General features: G+C 69.8%; 15 protein-coding genes. 4 read left to right on the forward strand and 11 right to left on the reverse strand.

Translation table 11 applies throughout. The features are described from left to right. Positions 1 to 21 precede the first annotated feature (21 nt). Both ACFQ9K_RS26680 and ACFQ9K_RS26685 read right to left on the reverse strand, forming a co-directional pair. The gene (locus ACFQ9K_RS26680) at positions 22 to 1521 is read right to left on the reverse strand and encodes an amino acid permease (protein WP_378713796.1); all 1500 of its coding nucleotides are present in this window, start codon (positions 1519 to 1521) and stop codon (positions 22 to 24) included. 56 nt (positions 1522 to 1577) lie between these two features. Further along, positions 1578 to 3044 (reverse strand): peptide MFS transporter, encoded by a 1467-nt coding sequence (locus tag ACFQ9K_RS26685; RefSeq protein ID WP_378713794.1) that lies wholly within the window; start codon positions 3042 to 3044, stop codon positions 1578 to 1580. 195 nt (positions 3045 to 3239) lie between these two features. On the opposite strand from ACFQ9K_RS26685, the gene ACFQ9K_RS26690 reads away from it, so the two are divergent. Further along, a complete protein-coding gene (locus ACFQ9K_RS26690) occupies positions 3240 to 3695 on the forward strand; it encodes an SRPBCC family protein (RefSeq protein ID WP_378713792.1) in 456 nt (151 codons plus the stop codon). Between the two features lie 12 nt (positions 3696 to 3707). On the opposite strand, the gene ACFQ9K_RS26695 is transcribed toward ACFQ9K_RS26690, so the two are convergent. The 9 genes from ACFQ9K_RS26695 to ACFQ9K_RS26735 form a co-directional block, all read right to left on the reverse strand. Next, complete coding sequence (locus ACFQ9K_RS26695; protein WP_378713790.1) at positions 3708 to 4655, reverse strand: exopolyphosphatase; 948 nt, start codon at positions 4653 to 4655, stop codon at positions 3708 to 3710. Further along, complete coding sequence (locus ACFQ9K_RS26700) at positions 4652 to 5188, reverse strand: DUF501 domain-containing protein (protein WP_378713788.1); 537 nt, start codon at positions 5186 to 5188, stop codon at positions 4652 to 4654. The genes ACFQ9K_RS26695 and ACFQ9K_RS26700 overlap by 4 nt, the downstream gene beginning before the upstream one ends. Continuing rightward, the gene (locus tag ACFQ9K_RS26705; RefSeq protein WP_378713786.1) at positions 5185 to 5853 is read right to left on the reverse strand and encodes a septum formation initiator family protein; all 669 of its coding nucleotides are present in this window, start codon (positions 5851 to 5853) and stop codon (positions 5185 to 5187) included. The genes ACFQ9K_RS26700 and ACFQ9K_RS26705 overlap by 4 nt, the downstream gene beginning before the upstream one ends. A 15-nt stretch (positions 5854 to 5868) precedes the next feature. Further along, positions 5869 to 7155 carry a phosphopyruvate hydratase gene (gene eno, locus ACFQ9K_RS26710; RefSeq protein ID WP_378713785.1) on the reverse strand — a complete coding sequence of 429 codons (1287 nt, stop codon included), beginning with the start codon at positions 7153 to 7155 and terminating at the stop codon, positions 5869 to 5871. Between the two features lie 112 nt (positions 7156 to 7267). Beyond that, positions 7268 to 8002, reverse strand: a complete 735-nt coding sequence (locus ACFQ9K_RS26715) for a lytic transglycosylase domain-containing protein (protein ID WP_378713924.1) — start codon at positions 8000 to 8002, stop codon at positions 7268 to 7270. A 30-nt stretch (positions 8003 to 8032) separates the two neighbouring features. After that, positions 8033 to 9706: an ABC transporter ATP-binding protein gene (locus tag ACFQ9K_RS26720; RefSeq protein WP_378713922.1), complete on the reverse strand. Its 1674-nt coding sequence runs from the start codon at positions 9704 to 9706 to the stop codon at positions 8033 to 8035. 391 nt (positions 9707 to 10097) lie between these two features. Then, entirely contained in the window at positions 10098 to 10946 is an 849-nt protein-coding gene (locus ACFQ9K_RS26725; protein WP_378713784.1) for an ABC transporter permease, read from the reverse strand. Next, positions 10943 to 11923 carry an ABC transporter permease gene (locus ACFQ9K_RS26730; protein WP_378713920.1) on the reverse strand — a complete coding sequence of 327 codons (981 nt, stop codon included), beginning with the start codon at positions 11921 to 11923 and terminating at the stop codon, positions 10943 to 10945. The genes ACFQ9K_RS26725 and ACFQ9K_RS26730 overlap by 4 nt, the downstream gene beginning before the upstream one ends. Beyond that, entirely contained in the window at positions 11923 to 13440 is a 1518-nt protein-coding gene (locus tag ACFQ9K_RS26735) for an ABC transporter substrate-binding protein (RefSeq protein WP_378713783.1), read from the reverse strand. Before ACFQ9K_RS26735 ends, ACFQ9K_RS26730 begins: the two co-directional genes overlap by 1 nt. Before the next feature lie 215 nt (positions 13441 to 13655). On the opposite strand from ACFQ9K_RS26735, the gene ACFQ9K_RS26740 reads away from it, so the two are divergent. Genes ACFQ9K_RS26740 through ACFQ9K_RS26750 form a run of 3 tightly spaced genes read left to right on the forward strand, consistent with a single transcriptional unit; the run spans position 13656 to position 17222 of the window. Further along, on the forward strand, positions 13656 to 14858 hold the full coding sequence (locus tag ACFQ9K_RS26740) for a TauD/TfdA family dioxygenase (RefSeq protein ID WP_378713782.1): 1203 nt from the start codon (positions 13656 to 13658) through the stop codon (positions 14856 to 14858). Continuing rightward, positions 14830 to 15840: an ornithine cyclodeaminase family protein gene (locus tag ACFQ9K_RS26745; RefSeq protein ID WP_378713781.1), complete on the forward strand. Its 1011-nt coding sequence runs from the start codon at positions 14830 to 14832 to the stop codon at positions 15838 to 15840. Before ACFQ9K_RS26740 ends, ACFQ9K_RS26745 begins: the two co-directional genes overlap by 29 nt. Further along, positions 15831 to 17222: an alanine racemase gene (locus ACFQ9K_RS26750; protein WP_378713780.1), complete on the forward strand. Its 1392-nt coding sequence runs from the start codon at positions 15831 to 15833 to the stop codon at positions 17220 to 17222. The genes ACFQ9K_RS26745 and ACFQ9K_RS26750 overlap by 10 nt, the downstream gene beginning before the upstream one ends. Positions 17223 to 17253 lie beyond the last annotated feature (31 nt).

Genomic DNA, 17253 nt, shown 5'->3' on the forward strand with positions numbered 1-17253 from the left:
GACCATGTGCCGCTCTCCCCACTACTCCGCGGGAGTGTTGCGCAGCACCGAGTGGCGCCGGCTGTAGGCGAAGTAGACGACGAAGCCGAGCGCCATCCAGACGATGAACCGCAGCCAGGTCTCCACGGACAGGTTCAGCATCAGCCACAGGCAGGCGAGCACACCGAGAATCGGCACCACCGGCACCAGCGGAACGCGGAAACCCCGCGGCAGTTCGGGCCTGGTGCGACGCAGGATCAGCACGCCGACCGAGACCAGCACGAACGCGAACAGCGTGCCGATATTGACCATTTCCTCGAGCGTGCCGAAGTCGACGAAGCCGGCCAGCACCGCGCAGACCACGCCGACGATCACGGTGATCCGCACCGGCGTGCCGAACTTGCCGGTGTGCGCCAGCTTTCGCGGCATCAGTCCGTCACGGGACATGGCGAACAGCACCCGGGTCTGGCCGAGGAACATCACCATGACCACGGTGGTGAGCCCGGCGAGCGCGCCGATCGAGATGATGTTCTTCACCCAGGTATCGCCGTGGATCGCGAAAGCCGTTGCGAGCGTGGCATTCTCGCCGGACAGCTCGGTGTAGGGCACCATGCCGGTGAGCACCAGCGACACCGCGACGTAGAGAATGGTGACGATCAGCAGCGAGCCGAGAATGCCGCGCGGCACCGCCTTCTGCGGGTTCTTGGTCTCCTCGGCGGTGGTCGCGACCACGTCGAAGCCGATGAAGGCGAAGAACACCAGGCTGGCCGCGGCCAGCAGGCCGTACCAGCCGAAGCTGCTGTGCCCGGCGCCGGTCAGGAAGGAGAACAGCGACTGGCGCAGACCGTCGCCCGATTCGCCGGGCTGCGACGGCGGGATGTAGGGGGTCAGGTTCTCCGACTTGAAGTAGGTGACGCCGACGATCAGCACCAGCGCGATCACGGAAAGCTTGATCGCGACGGCGACCGCGGACACCCGGGAGGACACCTTGGTCCCGGTGGCCAGCAGCACGGTCAGGACCGCGATGAGCAGCACCGCGCCCCAGTCGAAGGACACCGGGCCGATGTGCACGATCGGCGTCGTGCCCATCACCTCACCCAGGTACTGCGACCAACCCTTGGCCACCACCGAGGTGGCGAGCGCGAATTCCAGGATCAGGTCCCAGCCGATGATCCACGCGACGAGTTCACCGAAGGTGGCGTAGGAGAAGGTGTACGCGCTGCCCGCCACCGGCACCGTGGACGCGAATTCCGCGTAACAGAGCGCGGTCAGCCCGCAGGCGACGGCGGCGAAGACGAAGGCGAGCGAGACCGACGGTCCGGCGACGTTGCCCGCGGTGCGCGCGGTGAGGGTGAAGATGCCCGCACCGATCACCACCGCGACGCCGAAGACGGTGAGGTCCCACGCGGTCAGGTCCTTGCGGAGCTTGGAGTCCGGCTCGTCGGTGTCCTTGATCGACTGCTCGACCGATTTGGTGCGGAACAACCCGCCCCATCGAGCCGGGCCCTGTCCCGTCGCGTCGTCCGGCCTGCGGATCGCCACACCTTCTCCTCTACCTATGGTCGTGCTGTCGAGCTGTCTATGGCCCGGGGGGCAGGCTAATGCACGCCCGCCATGTAGCTGCTGATCCGCGGCGCGATGGCGGCCACGATCAGGCCGGCGCAGACCGCGACGGCGCCGGTGATGCCGAAGTAGGCGACTTCGTGGTCTTGGTCATAGAACCGAGCCAAGGTACCCGACATCGAAGTGCCGATGCCAACCGAGAAAAAGTACAGCGCCATCATCTGTGCCCGGAAAGCTTCCGGCGCGAGCTGGGTGGTAGCCGCAAGACCAATGGGCGAGAGCAACAACTCCGACACCGCGAATCCGGCCATGACGGCGACGATGAGCAGGATCGGCACATGCTGGCCGTTGATGAACGACAGCGGTACGAACAGCATGAAGGCCAGTCCCATGCCGATCACGCCCAGCGCGAATTTGCGCGGGGTGCTCGGCGCGCGCGAGCCCAGCTTGGTCCACATGAGCGCGAACAGCGGGGACAGCGTGATGATCCAGACCGGTTCGACCGAGCTGATCCAGTTCGACGGCGCGGTCCAGCCGAACAGGCGCCAGTCGATCCGGTTGTCCGAGTAGCCCGAGAGCACCGTGAAGATCTGCTGGAACAGCGACCAGAACACCGCGTTGGCGATGAACAGCGGGATGAACGCGCGCACCCGGCTGCGCTCGAGCGGCGTCACCTTGGCGCTGGTCAGCATGACCACGAAGTAGATCGCCGCCGCGACGGCGATGACGCCGGTGGTCACGTCGGGCAGGTTGTCCAGCGTCACGAGGCCGGTCAGGAAGGCCACGGCGACCACAGCGGCCGCGGCGGCCAGCAGGCCGAGCACCGGGCCGATCGCGGTGCGCGGCAACGGGTTCGGCACCTCGCGGCCGTGCGTGCCCAGGTTGCGCCGGAACACGACGTACTGGAGCAGGCCGAGGGCCATGCCGATCGCGGCGGCGCCGAACGCGTAGTGGAAGCCGAGGTGATCGTGCAGCAGGCCGGTGAGCAGCGGGCCGCTGAACGCGCCGAGATTGATGCCGAGATAGAAGAGGGTGAATCCGCCGTCGGCGCGCGCGTCGCCCTTCGGGTAGAGCGTGCCGAGCAGCGAGGAGGCGTTCGCCTTGAGCGCGCCGCTGCCGAGCGCGACCAGCACCAGGCCGACGCCGACCCCGGTCAGCCCGGGCAGCACGGCCAGCGCGACGTGCCCGGCCACGACCACCACGCCGCCGTAGAAAACGGTCCGTTCCATGCCGAGCAGCCGGTCGGCGATCCACCCGCCGAGCACCGTGGACAGATAGACCAGCCCGCCGTAGGCGCCGACGATGCCGAACGCGGTGCTCTGATCCAGCCCGAGGCCGCCGTCGGTGGCCGAGTAGTACAGGTAGTACCCGAGGATGCTGACCATGCCGTAGTACGAGAACCGTTCCCACAGCTCTACTCCGAAGAGGTTGGTCAACCCGATCGGGTGGCCGAAGATGGTCCGTTCGGCAATCGGTGAATCAGCCGTTTTCGCTTCCGACATCCTCAGACCTTCCCATGTTTGCGACGATTCTTCGGCATCAACGCCGAAATCCCGAAGATCATCGCAGCATCGCGCCCGGTTGCGGATCGTGCCAGACTGCATATCGGAGCGTTTCCTCAGGCCCGGGTTGGGCATCCGGGGAGCAGTGCAGTCCCGGCCACGACGGCCCCGGCAGACGACGAAAGTGACGCGCGGATGGATCCGATCGAAATCACGGTGCCCGCCTCGGTCGAGGACACGTTCGCGGTGCTGGCCGACGGCTGGTTGTATCCGCTCTGGGTGGTCGGCGCCTCGCACATCCGCGATGTCGACGCGGGCTGGCCCGCGGTCGGCACCCGCATCCATCACAGCGTCGGCCCGTGGCCGCTGAATCTGTCCGACACCACCAAGGTCCGCGAGGTGGACCCGCCGCGGATGCTCGAGCTGGAGGCGCGGCTGTGGCCGGTCGGGTCGGCCTGGATCCGGTTGGAGCTGACCGAGATCACCGCCGCGACCACCCGGATCAGCATGTTCGAACGCGCGATCAGCGGACCCGCGGCATTGGTGCCCGACCTGATTCAGACGCAGGTGCTGGCCCCGCGTAACAAGGAGTCACTGTCCCGGCTCGCCGACCTGGTCACCGGACGGGCCCGCGAAGGCAAGTCCGACTAGGGCGCGAGGCCGTCAGGCGATGGAGAGCGCGATGCCGTCCAGGATGTCGTGTTCGGACACGACGAGCTCGGAAATGCCTGCGCGGCGGGCGAGTTCGTCGGCCAGGACCTCGGCGATGACGCCACCGCCGCCGATCACGTCGACCCGGCCGGGGTGCATGGGACCGAGCGCGGCCCGCTCGTCGTGACTCATGCCGATCAGCCGATCACACACGGCGCGTAGCTGATCCAGGCTCAGCCGGGTGAGATGCACCTTCTCCGAGTCATATTCGGGCAGATCGAGGGCGACGGCGGCCAGGGTGGTCATGGTGCCCGCGACGCCGACCCAGGTGTGCGCGCCTTCGACCGGCACCAGGGCGAACGCTTCGGCCAGCCGCTCGGCGGCGAATTCCCGTGCCGCGCCGACCTGTTCGGCGGTCGGCGGATTGCCGGGCAGGCAGCGTTCGGTGATCCGCACGCAGCCGATGTCGGCGGAGAACGCGGCCCGCACCCCCGTGCTGTCGCCGAAGACGAGTTCGGTGGAGCCGCCGCCGAGATCGACCACGACGAACGGCCCTGCCTCGCTGGACAATTCGCCGATGGCGCCGGCGAACGACAACCGAGCCTCCTCGTCGCCGCTGATCACCTCGGCCTCGGCGCCGGGCACCACGGTGCCGAGTTCGGCGCGGGCCATGGCGAAGAAGTCCTCGCGATTGGACGCGTCACGGGTGGCGGAGGTGGCGGTCATGCGTACCCGGTCGACGCCCGAATCCCGCATCAGCGCAACGTAATCGGCCAGCGCGACCCGGGTGCGTTCGATCGCGTCCGGGGCCAGCGATCCGGTGGCGTCCACGCCCTTGCCGAGCCGCACGATCCGCATCTCGCGGTGCACGTCGGCCAGGGTCCCGTCGTCGAGCACGTCGGCGATCAATAGTCGGATGGAGTTGGTCCCGCAATCGACGGCGGCTACCCGGTTGTTCATGCCTGTGCTCCGTTTTCCGCCGCGCCGGCGCGTTCGTACTTCGGCCAGTCGGCCGGAATGGCGGTGCCGCGCAAGCCGTTGTCGGCGGCCAGCGCCACCGCCTCGTCGCCGAACGGATTCACGCCCGGCCCCTTGGCCAGCGCGTGCGCGATCAGCACGTGCAGGCACTTCACCCGCTCCGGCATGCCACCGCCGGTGAAATCGGTGCCGAGCGACTCGATCTCGTTGCGCTCGGCCAGGTAGCTCCGGTGCGCGGCCAGGTAGGCGGCGGCTAATTCCGGGTCGCGGCCGAGCCGTTCGGTCATCTCGCGCATCACCCCGGCCGATTCCTGCCTGCTCGCCTCGGCGGTGAGCCGCGGGTCGGTCAGGTAGTACAGCGTGGGGAACGGGGTGCCGTCGGGCAGGCGGGGCGCGGTCTGCACGACGGCCGGGATCCCGTCCGGGGTGCGATACGCGACGGCGAGCACGCCGCGCGGTTCGCGGCCGAGCTGCTTGGCGATGATCGCGAGATCCTGGTCGTTCGGCTGGGTCACCTGGGTCCTTCCGGTCCGGGCGGCGGCGCGACCGGCGGGGCGGGAGGTGGTGCCTGGTCGGCCGCGGGGGCGGGTTGTGGTTCGGAAATGCTGTGCCACAGTTCGGTGTACCAGGGGTCCGGCTCCCTGGACTTGGTCACCGCGGTGGGCGGGGCGGAGGCCTCCATGCCGGGCACCTGCACGATGTACGGCGTCTCACCGGGCAGCACCAGCCGCAGCCGATCGCGCGCCTCGGAGCGGATGTAGGCCGGATCCTGTTGCTGCGCACGGCGATCGCGCAGCCGCGCGAGATCGGCTTCCAGATCCCGGCGCTGCTGCGCGAGTTGCGCGGCCTCGGCCCGCTGGGTGAAGTACGTGCGCATCGGCACGGCCAGGGTGAGCGCCAGCGCGCACACCACGATCGCCAGGATCACCGCTTTGCCGGTGGACAGGCCGAGAATCGTGCGGTCGTGCTTGTCCGCGCCGTGGCCGCCGGTGCGCAGGCCGACCTTCTGCGGCCCGGCCTTCTTGTCGTCGGTTCGCCTGCGCGCGGTGCGTTTTACCGCCGCGGGCCGGGCGGCCGTCTCCGTGTCGGATCCGGCCCTCGGCCGCGATCTGGCCGAACGCGACGTGCGGCGGTCCCCACGCCCGGCTGGACTGGTCCCACGCGCACGTCGCTCCGTCATTGCGTCCCTTGCTTACTAACCCTCGAAGGCGAAGCGCGGGAACGCGACATCTCCCGCGTACCGCGCGGAATCGCCGAGCGCGTCCTCGATGCGCAGCAGCTGGTTGTACTTGGCCACCCGCTCGCTGCGCGCCGGCGCACCGGTCTTGATCTGGCCGCTGCCCACCGCGACCGCGAGGTCGGCGATGGTGGTGTCCTCGGTCTCGCCGGAACGGTGGCTCATCATCGTCTTGTAGCCGTTGCGGTGCGCGAGCTCCACGGCGTCCAACGTCTCGGTGAGCGTGCCGATCTGGTTGACCTTCACCAGCAGCGCGTTCGCGGCGCCCTTGGCGATGCCCTCCTCCAGGCGCTCCGGGTTGGTGACGAACAGGTCGTCGCCGACGATCTGGATCTTCTCGCCGATCTCGTCGGTGAGCGAGACCCAGCCGTCCCAGTCGTCCTCCGACAGCGGGTCCTCGATGGAGACCAGCGGGTAGGAGGCGAGCAGTTCGGCGTAGAACTGGGTCATCTCGGCGGCGCTGCGCACGCTGCCCTCGAACTTGTAGCCGCTACCGGTGGTGTAGAACTCGGTGGCCGCGACGTCCAGCGCCAGCGCGACATCGCTGCCGAGCTTCAGGCCGGTCTTGCCGATGGCACCGCTGATCAGGTCGAGCGCCTCCCGGGTGCCGGCCACGTCGGGGGCGAAGCCGCCCTCGTCGCCGAGGCCGGTGGACAGGCCCTTGGACTTCAGCTCCGCCTTCAGCGCGTGGTACACCTCGGCACCCCAGCGCAGCGCCTCCTTGAAGGTGGGCGCGCCGATCGGGGCGACCATGAATTCCTGCACGTCCACGCTGGTGTCGGCGTGCGCGCCACCGTTGAGGATGTTCATCATCGGCACCGGGAGCACGTGCGCGTTCGGGCCACCGAGGTAGCGGAACAGCTCGAGGCCGGAGGACTCGGCGGCGGCGCGGGCCACCGCGAGCGAGACGCCGAGCAGCGCGTTCGCGCCGAGGCGGGACTTGTCCGGGGTGCCGTCCAGGTCGAGCAGCACCTGGTCGACGGTGCGCTGCTCGACCGCGTCCAGGCCGATGACGGCGGGCGCGATCTCGTCGAGCACACCCTCGACCGCCTTCTGTACGCCCTTGCCGCCGTAGCGTTCGCCGCCGTCACGCAGCTCGACGGCCTCGTGCTCGCCGGTGCTGGCGCCGGAGGGCACGGCGGCCCGGGTCAGGGTGCCGTCGTCGAGGGCGATCTCGACCTCGACAGTGGGGTTTCCGCGAGAATCCAGGATCTCGCGAGCTCCGACCTGTTCGATGATGGCCACGAAAACGACACTCCTTAGGCTGCAGGCACGGTGGGTATTACGGGAATTGCCGTGCGCTGCGAGCCTAGCGTCCGCCGAGCTCGGCGGGTAACCGGCACTCCGGTCGGGCAGGTCATACCCGGCGACCGACGCTATAGGCGGCGGCGCGGTCACGCACGGTCAGCAGGTAACTGGTGGACTGGTTGTAGGTGAGCAGCGCCTTCTGCCACCCGTACTCGGAGGTGAGATCACCGCCGCTGGCGCACAGATAGCGGGCCGCGGTGAGGGCCGCGTCGTCGATGTTCTGCGGGTCGGCCACGCCGTCGCCGTTGGCGTCGACGCCCCAGCGCTTCCAGGTCTCCGGGATGAATTGCAGCGGGCCGATGGCCCGGTCGAACTCCGGGTCGCCGTCCAGCGCACCGCCGTCGGTGTCCTTGACCAGGGCGACACCCGGTGCGCCGTCGAGCGGGATGCCGATGATCGGCGGGCGCACGGTGCCGTCCGCGTCGATCCGCGAGCCGCCGTGCGAGCCGTGTTTGCTCTCCACGCTCGCGATGCCGGCGATCGTGGTCCAGGCGATGCCGCAATCCGGCTTGGCGCGGCCGAGGACCGCGGCCGCATAGCCGTAGGCCTCCAGCGCCACCGAGGGAATGGCCATGCGGTCGGCCTGTTCGTCGGCCCAGCCGCGCAGCTGGATCGCGGTGCGGCCGGGACCGTCCAGGTCGATCAGCGGCAGCGGGGTGCCGGGGCCCGGCGGGATGCCCTCGGGAATCGGCGGGAGGTCGCGGTCGATGCCGCAACCGGCGAGCGCGAGGGTGACCACGACGGCGGCCACAGCGCCGGTCTTTCTGAGGAGCACTCCATCCATCATCCAGGTCCGGCGGAGTACCCGGCGAGATCAGCCGAGCAGCTCGCGCGTCGCGGCGTGGGCGGGGGACCCGAGTATGGCGCGCGTCTCACCGGATTCGACGACGCGGCCGTGGTCCAGCACGACCATGCGGGGGCAGTGGGCGGCGACCAGGGGCATGTCGTGGCTGATCACCAGCAGGGCCATGGCGCGGTCGTTCTTCATGCGATCCAGCAGAGTCATGATCGATGCGGCGGTGGCGTGATCCAGGGCGGAGGTGATCTCGTCGCAGATGAGGATCGCGGGTTCGGCGGCCAGGGCGCGCGCCAGGGCGACGCGCTGGCGTTGGCCGCCGGACAGTTCGTGCGGGTAGCGGGCGGCCAGTTCGGGACCGAGTTCGACCGAGGCGAGCAGGTCGCTGATCCGCTGGGGCAATCGCCGTCTCGGCACTCCCCCGATGCGGCGCAGTGGGCGGCCGAGGGTCTGTGCGACGGTCCGGCGTGGGTTGAGCGCGGATCGCGGGTTCTGGGTCACCAGCTGAATGCCGTTGCCGCCGTTGGTTCGTCGGCGACCGGTGACCGGGATCGGCGTGCCGTGCAGCTCGAGGGTTCCGGTTGCCGAGCGGTGCAGGCCGGCGATGACCCGGGCGAGCGTCGTCTTGCCCGCGCCGGATACGCCGACGACCGCGAGCGCCGCGGACGGTGCGAGCTCGAGGTCTATGCCGGTGAGGACGGCATGGCCGTCGATCGATGCGCCGATATCGTCGGCGCGCAGCAGGAGTGAGCCGGTGGTCGCGGCCGGGTGCGGATCGGCCGATCCGGGTCGTGAGTTGCCGTCCGAGGCCGCGCGTGCACGGGCCACCTTCGGCCGGGCCGGGATATTCGCTGGCAGTTCAGGTTCCGTCACATCGCCGATCAGGACCGCGGATTTCTCGCTGACCGAGTGCCCATCCCCATCGCTGATCTCCGTCGGTGCAGCCGGGATACCCACTGCCGAATCGGATCCCGACGAACGGTCGGTCGCGGGCCGCGCGGACGTGGCCGCATGCTCGAGGCGGTCGGCTCCGCGGTGCGCCACCGGTGCGCCACCGAGTTCGATCACGTGGTCGGCGATCGCGTGCACGGTGTCGGTGTCGTGGCCGGACAGCAGGATCGCGGTCGAACGCTCGGCGGCGATCTCGGTGAGCAGGCGGGCGATGTCGGAGCGCAGGGCGCCGTGCAGGCCGGCCAGTGGTTCGTCGAGGATCAGCACACCGGTGCGGCGGATCAGGGCGCGGGCCAGGGCGACTCGGCGTTGCTGGCCGCCGGAGAGCTCGCCGGATCTGCGGCGCAGGTGTTCGGCGCCGAGGCCGACCAGTTCGAGGGTCTCGATCAGGGTGTCGCGGGTGGCGGGCCGGGCGACCTCGTGCAGCAGTCCGTGCACGCGCATCAGGGGGTTGAGGGCGGACCCGGGATCTTGGCCGACAAAGGCGACGTGGGTGCGGCGGAACCTTTGCAGGGCAGCGGGATCCAGTGCGAACACCTCGTGCCCCGCGACCGAGACCGAGCCGCTGTGCCGGGCGGCACCCGCGGGCAACTGCCCGAGCAGCGCCCGCATCAGCGTCGTCTTGCCGGACCCGGAAGGCCCGGTGAGCGCGGTGATCGTTCCCGCGGCGAGCTGGAAACTTATGGGCCCGAACAACTCCTGGCCCGCCGCGCCGCACACCGACAGCTCGTCGACCACCACTGGCAAACCTGCTCCCTGCCCAGCACGCGATCCCAGGACTATGTCGTCTGCGTTGATCGGGTGAACAGCATCGCCGTGTGCACTCGCCGACGCCTGCCGTGCCTCGCCATCGACCCGTGCACCCCCGTCGACAGCATGGTCGCTCACCACAGCATCCCTCGTTCGCTGACCATCATCGAACGTACGCAGCGCCCGAATGCCGTCTGTATGCCCGCCCCTACTACCCGCCCGCGTTCGGCACCGTTGCCTCCGGGGGCAACAGCAGCAGGCGGTTTCTGTCCGCTCATGCTGCCACCGCCGGCGATTGCCGGAACCCGAACGCCCGGCCGGACACCCCGGCCACTGCGCCGATGTCCGGCACCGCCGACGACGACGTGCGAGGTGCGCTCGTTCATGGGCGCTCCCCCCGCCCGAACGCGGTGACCGCCAGATTCACGCTGACCGCGACGATCGCGATGGCCAGGCTGGGCGCGAGCACCGCCCACGGGTTGAGCAGCATGCCGGAGGCGTTCTCGCGCACCATGACTGCCCAGTTGCTCGCGCCGAGGGTGGTCGGCAGTTGCAGGAACGAGGCGGTACTGACCAGGTAGACGGCCGCCACGAAGCGGAGGCCGAGTTGCGCGGTGACGACTTCGCGCAGATTCGGGATCACCTCGCGGAAGACCAGGTGCGGCAGCGTTTCACCGCCGGCCTGGGCCGCCTCGACGTAGCCGGAGGCGGCGACGCCCGCCGCCGCGGCGGCGAACACCCTGGCACAGTACGGGGTGCCGAACAGCAGGGCGACGACGAGCAGACCGAGGGCGCCCGCGTCCGGCCACGAGGTCAGGACGAGCAAGATGCCCAGCACCGCGGGCAGCAGCATGGCGAAGTCGGTGGCGAGTTCGATGGCCCGGCCCACCCGCGGGCGCAGCGCGGCGATCGTGCCGAGCACGCACGACAGTGCCGTCACCGTCACCGCGATCACGGCGGCCAGCAGCAGCAGACCCCAACCGCCGTACAGCAATTGGCTCAGGACATCCCGGCCCAGCCGGTCGGTGCCGAACCAGGCATCACTACCGGCGGGGCCGAACGGGATACCGACCGGAGTCTCGGCCGCGTGCGGGGCCAGTGCGGGGCCGAGAACGGCGAGCAGCGTCACCAGCACGGCGGGCACCACGGTCAGCAACCGAAGCCGCCGCACCCGAGGGCGATTGCGCTGCTCGCCGGTGCGCGGCTCGCGCAGATCCAGCAGTCGTTTCATCCGCGGCCCCGCAATGACCAGGCGCGCATGCCGTCGGCGGCGGCGAGCACGCACATGATGACCACTCCGGACAGCGCGACCACCGACGCGATCAACGACACGTCGCGATCCGCCACCGAGCCGGCCAGCAGCGCCCCGAGCCCCGGATAGTTGAAGATGGTCTCCACCACCAGCGATCCGCCCAGCACCATCCCGACCGTGGTCGCGAAACTCGCCACGATCGTCGGCAGGGCGAACGGCAGGGTATGCCGCAGCTGCACCGCACGCGTGGAGATCCCGTCCAGCACAGCGCTTTCCACGTGCGGGGCCTGAGCGGCCGCCAGCATCGCGGCGCGCACCACCCTGGTATTCCACCCGATCTGCGGAATCGCCAGCGCGAGTACCGGCAGCACCAGCATGTCCGGGCTCGCCGGGAAGCCGGAGCGATCGGTGATGGTGACGGCAGGCAGCCATCCGGCGGCCAGCGCGAACACCAGGATCAACAGCGTCGCGACGACGAACTCCGGCACCGCGGCGGCGACGGTCGTCGCGGGCTGGAGCAGCCGCACCGTGCCGCGCCGGAGCGCGCTCGCCCTCCCCTGGGCCGGGGCGGCATCAGACCGAGCGCGTTCGAACGGTCGCGCCGCCCACCACATTCCGAGCAGCAGCGACGCGACCACGGTCAGGGTCAGCGCGATCCCGCCGAGCAGCAGTGTCGGCGGGAACTTGTCGGCCAGCAGGTCATTGATCGAACGTCCGCGCGCCGTGCGGCCGAAATCGCCGCTGAGCACCCCCGAGATCCAGTCCCAGAAGCGTTGCGGCAGCGGATGATCCAGTCCCAGCTCGCGCTCCTTGGCCGCGATCTGCTCCGGCGCGGCGTCGCGTCCGAGCACCGCCCGTGCCGCATTGCCGGGCAGCAGGTCGACGACCACGAACACCGTTGCCAGCAGGGCGATCAGCAGGGCGATGCGCCGGGCCAGCAGGCGCGCGAACGACATCACCCGGCTAACCAGGCTCGTTCCAGCTGCACCCTGGCGAAGCCGCCGAGCGTGGGCAGGTCGCGCACCCGGGCGGCGGCGATGTCGATGCCGTCGGCCATGCCCCACACCAGGTAGCCGCCGCGATCGTGCTGGATCTGCTGCACTTCGCGGCAGGCCTGCGTGTAGTCCGAGTCATTCTGCGCGGCGAGCGCTTTCGCGGTGGCCGCGTCGAATGCCACGTCCTTGAAGTCGGTTTCGTTGCGGTTGGAGCCGCTGGACATCAGGTTCTTCGCATAGAACAGCGTGGAATCGTTGGTGCCCCAGGAGACCGTGTAGAGCGGGGCCTTCAACCAGGTCTGGTCGTAGAAGGCGCTCGACTCCTGGGTGACCACGTCGAGCCGGACCCCGATGTCGGCCAGCTGGGTCGCGATGACCTTGGCCGACTCGACCTCGCCGGGCGCCTCCGCCTTGGTCACCAGCGGATAGCTGCGTCCGGTGTCGAAATTGGCCTCGCGCAGCAGCGTTTTCGCCCGATCGATGTCCCGGGTGCGCTGCGCGATTGCCCGGTCGTACTGCGGATCGCCGGTGCCGAGAATGTCGTTGGCGACCTTGCCGTAGCCCGAATGCACCTGCGTCACCAGGGCGTTTCGATCGACGCCGAGCCGCACCGCGGTGCGCACCCGCGGATCGGCGAACGGGCCGTCCGAGGCGCGCATCGCGACGCCGAGCATGGTGTCGTCGGCCCGGCGCACCACCCGCAGGTCACCGCGCCCCTCGGCCGTCCGGCCGGCGATCGCGCCGACATTGGACGCGAGGTCGATCTGCCCGCCGAGCACCGCGTTACCCAGCGCGGTCACGCTCTCGAACATGGTGACCTCGATGGCGTCGAGCAGCGGCGCCGGGCCGTGCCAGCGCTCGTTGCGCACCAGCCTGGCATTGCCGCCCTGGTACGACTCGAGCCGGAACGGGCCGGTGCCAATGGCTTTGGTGAAGTCGGTGGTGTCCTTTTTGACCGTGAAGGTCATCAGCCGCACCAGCAGCGGCAGCTGAGTGTTCGGCTCGGGCACGGTGAGCACCACCCGATTCGGGCCGTCCGCGGCGATATCATCCACGGCCACCGGCATTTTCGAGGCGCCGCCGACCGTCCGCAGCCTGCGCAGCGACCACACGACGTCGTCGGAGGTGACCGGGCTGCCGTCGTGGAAGGTCGCACCGTCGGCGAGGGTGAAGGTCCAGCGGCGGCGTTCGGCGTCCGGCTCCCACCGGGTGGCCAGGCGGGGCGCGACATTCGGATCGCCGCCGGGCACGGTGAGCGCGTCGTACACCAGCGAGGTGATCAGGAAGTCGCTGTCGTTGCTGAGGTTGGCGTGCGGGTCGCGCTCGCTGCGGGCCGCGGTGCCGAGCGCGCCGACGCGTAGCGTGCCACCGCGCTGTGCGGGTCCGGACGAGTCCGTTCCCGTCGAGCACGCGGCGGCTACGAGCACCGCGCCGATCCCGAGACTCGACTGCAAGAGCTGCCGGCGATTCAAACCCATTGCGCTGCCTTCTTCCTGGACGATCAGGACAGGCTAGCCTAACGGGTTGAGCGCAATATCGACTCGGTTGCGCCGATCTTCACTATATTTATGCGTTTCCGCTATTTTTTATAGACTCGCTTAGGTAAGCCTTGCTTAACGCCGCAAGACCAGATAGCTTCGCAGATCGACGTCACTCCTGCTTTTTCGAACGATGCGAAGAAGGGATTCCCTCGGTGAAAGGCGTTCTCTCCGAACGTAAGACGCTTCACCCGCAGGATATCGAACGTCGTGAGCTCCCCGCCGCCGCCGGGCGTGCGGTGCGTGAACTCGCGCGAGAGATATCTACCACACTGATTTCCGCGTCCCCCGACGAAGCCGCGCTGGCCGCCACGCTGACCGATCCGGCGCTGATCGCACAGGTCGACGCCAGGGTCACCGAGTTGCCCACCGACGTCCGCCGCACCCTGCGCCCGCCCGCCACCAGCGCGGGCGCGACCATCGTCAGCCGCCTGCCGCTCACCGATGCCGAATGCGGGCCGACGCCGCCGAGCTGGCGGGAAGCCGCGCAGTGGAGCGGCAGCGCCGCGCGGCGCGCGAGCTCGTTCGAACTCGACCTGGTCATGCTGCTGCTCGCGCGTTGTGCCGGTGAGCCTTTCGGCTGGCAGGGCCAGCAGGGCGGACGGTTGGTGAACAACATCCTGCCGTCCCCCGGCCACGAGCACGAGCAGTCCGGCGCGAGCAGCAAGACCCTGCTCAGCCCGCATTCCGAGGATGCCTTCCACCCCGGGCGGGCCAACCTGCTGATGCTCGGCTGCCTGCGCAATCCGGACCTGGTCGGCACCACCGTATCCTCGGTCCGGCGGGTCGAGCTGACCGCCGCGCACCGCGGGCTGCTGAGCTCGCCGACCCTGCCGATCCTGCCCGATGTTTCGTATGGCACTGGGCACGAACGATATTCGGCCGCGCCACTGCCGACGCTGTGGAGCCCGGCAGGCCCGGACGAGACCACGCTGCGCTACGACCCGGCCTACACCCCGCTCGACGACGCCGACCCCGACTTCCGCGCCGCCTATGCCAGGCTCAGCGCCGAGCTCGAACGCGTCTGCGTCACCGCCGCGCTCGTCCCCGGCGAGGTGCTGCTGGTGGACAACGACGTCGCGGTGCACGGCCGGGTACCGTTCACCGCGCGCTACGACGGCACCGACCGCTGGCTCAAGCGGGTGAACGTCCGCCTGCCTGATCGGCCGCGGCGGCCGGAAGAGACCGACGAGAATGGATACGGGCAACGGATCGTCGCCCCGTTCCGCGCAGCGGTGAATTCCGCGTTCGCGTCCGGCGGCGAGGAGCCGAGCCGTACGGACGAACACCGGGCGACCCCTCCGGTGGCGATAGAGCGGGAAGCAGCACATGATCGAGGATCCTTTGAACACCCGTGACCGCAGCACCCCCTTACGGGTGCTCAGCCGCAGCGATCTGGCCGGCGTGCCGATCACGCCCGGCGATGTCGTGCGGGCCGTGGAGGACGCGTATCTCGCGTTCGCCGCGGGCGATTCGGACAACCCGCGCAAACTCAGCGTGGCCAATCCCGACGGCTGGTCGGTGTCCTACGCGATGCTCGGCCGCGACGGCCGCCGCCGGGTGGTCGCGATGAAGACGTCGTACAAGTTCGATCCCGGTCACGATCGCAGCACCAAGCGCTACTACACGACCATCACCTTGTACGACGACAGCACCGGCGCGCCGATCGCGATGATGGACTGCTCCAGGGTCGGCGCGCTGCGCACCCCGGCGGTTTCGGCGCTGCTGGTGCGCGAGACCGTCCGCCGCGGCGCGGAGAGCGTGCTGCTGATCGGCACCGGCACCCAGGGCCGGAACGCGTTGCCGCACTTGCTCGCCGCGAATCCGCAGCTGCGCAAGCTGATGCTGTACGGCACCCATCCCGAAGGCCTGGACGCGGTGCACCGCCAACTCGCCGAGTACTACCCGCACGCGCTGCTCGAGACGGTGGAAGACCCGAAGGTGGCCGCGGCGAGCGCCGACGTGGTGCTGGCCACCGCAGGCCCCGGCACCGAGGTGGCGCTCGAATCCGGTGATCTCGCACCGGGTTCGACGGCGGTGCTGGTCGGCTACGGTCTGGCCCCCTCGGCGTTGATCGACGCCGACCGGGTGATCGCCACCAGCGCCGAGCAGATGGCGTTGACCGGCACCGACATGGCCGGGCCGGACGGGACGCTGCGCGCGGTGGACGCCGAGCTGCCGCAGATCCTGAGCCGTCGCGCGGTCGGGCGGCGCTCGGACGACGAGCGCGTCTTCGTCTACAACAGCGGACTCGTGCTGACCGACATCGCGGTCGCGCACGCACTCGCCGAACGCGCCATCGCGGAGGGCCGCGGTACGGAGGTGCCGCTGTGGGATTAGACGCCGGGGAGGTCGGGGTGACGCGCGATTCGATCAGCGCCGCCCCGGTCCCCGCGCTCCTGGACGAGTGGGAGCGCCACGCGCTCGATGACCCGGATCTGCTGGGTGACATCGCCTTTGCCGTGGGCGGACCGTTCCATGTCCTGTACCCGCCGTCGGTCGGCCGCAACATCCGCGGGTTCCGCGCGGTCTTCGAACAGTCCGGGATCGACGGCGTCGTCTACTACGGCAAGAAGGCGAACAAGTCGCCTGCCGTCGCGCGCGCCTGCGCGGAAAACGGTGCGGGCGTGGATGTCTCCAGCACCGGCGAGCTGACCGCCGCGCTGGCGCAGGGGATTCGCGGCGACGAGCTGATGGTGACCGGCCCGGCGAAGTCCGACGAGCTGCTCTGGCTCGCCACCCGGCACGGCGCGCTGATCGCCGTCGACGACCTCGGTGAGCTGGAACGTCTTGCCGCCCTTGGCACCTCGGCCGCGCCGACCCGGATCCTGCTCCGGGTGCTGCCCGCCGCGTCGACCAGCCGGTTCGGCATGACCGAGCACGAGCTGGCGCGAGCGTTGACCGCGCTCGCCGGGCGGGGATCGATCCGCCTGGAGGGCTTCAGCTTTCATCTCTCCGGCTACGACGCCGTGGCGCGCGCCGAGCTGGCGGCCGAGCTGATCGCGCACTGCCTGCACGCGCGGACCCTGGGCCATCCCGCCACCACACTGTCGATCGGCGGCGGCTTCGGCGTCGACTACGTGCCCGCCGCCGAGTGGGCCGAGTTCACCGAGCACGTCGACCGGCGGTGGTTCCACTCGGGCAAGTCGTTCGCGTCGTACTACCCCTACCACTTCCCGGCGCCCGGCCCGGCCATGCTCGCCGCGATCCTCGACCACGACGGTCTCGCCGAGCGGCTGCGCGACAACGCCATCCGGCTGGCCGTCGAACCGGGCCGGGCGCTGCTCGCGCACGCCGGCTTCACCGTCTTCCGGGTGCAGGGCAGCAAGCTCCGGCACGCCGACGGCGCGCCGTACTGCCTGCTCACCGTCGACGGAACGAGTCTGAGCCTGTCCGAGCAGTGGTTCGACAGCGAATACCTGCCCGATCCACTGCTCTGGCCGGTCCGGCCGGGCACGCCGACCCCGACCAGCGTCGGCGCCGCCACCTGCCTCGACTCCGACATGCTCAGCTGGCGCCGGGTCCCGCTGCCCCGTGCGGCAGCGGTGGGCGACCTGCTCATCTACCCGAACACCGCCGGTTACCAAATGGATTCGAACGAATCCGCCTTCCATGACCTGCCGATCCCGCCGAAAGTGGTGCTGCACCCGGCACCGGTGCGCCCCCGGCCCGACGGCCGCCATCACCCGGACAATCGGTTCCGCTGGACGCTCGACGGCTGACCCCCAACCCACCTGACCGAGGAGAATTTCC

Origin of the sequence: Nocardia sp. NPDC056564 (assembly GCF_042793755.1) — a bacterium.
GTDB lineage: Bacteria > Actinomycetota > Actinomycetes > Mycobacteriales > Mycobacteriaceae > Nocardia.

Coding starts and splice junctions, on each gene's coding strand:
- ACFQ9K_RS26685 (WP_378713794.1), bottom strand. CDS start 3,044: ATGTCGGAAGCGAAAACGGCTGATTCACCGATTGCCGAACGGACCATC.
- ACFQ9K_RS26690 (WP_378713792.1), top strand. CDS start 3,240: ATGGATCCGATCGAAATCACGGTGCCCGCCTCGGTCGAGGACACGTTC.
- ACFQ9K_RS26695 (WP_378713790.1), bottom strand. CDS start 4,655: ATGAACAACCGGGTAGCCGCCGTCGATTGCGGGACCAACTCCATCCGA.
- ACFQ9K_RS26705 (WP_378713786.1), bottom strand. CDS start 5,853: ATGACGGAGCGACGTGCGCGTGGGACCAGTCCAGCCGGGCGTGGGGAC.
- ACFQ9K_RS26715 (WP_378713924.1), bottom strand. CDS start 8,002: ATGGATGGAGTGCTCCTCAGAAAGACCGGCGCTGTGGCCGCCGTCGTG.
- ACFQ9K_RS26725 (WP_378713784.1), bottom strand. CDS start 10,946: ATGAAACGACTGCTGGATCTGCGCGAGCCGCGCACCGGCGAGCAGCGC.
- ACFQ9K_RS26730 (WP_378713920.1), bottom strand. CDS start 11,923: ATGTCGTTCGCGCGCCTGCTGGCCCGGCGCATCGCCCTGCTGATCGCC.
- ACFQ9K_RS26735 (WP_378713783.1), bottom strand. CDS start 13,440: ATGGGTTTGAATCGCCGGCAGCTCTTGCAGTCGAGTCTCGGGATCGGC.
- ACFQ9K_RS26745 (WP_378713781.1), top strand. CDS start 14,830: ATGATCGAGGATCCTTTGAACACCCGTGACCGCAGCACCCCCTTACGG.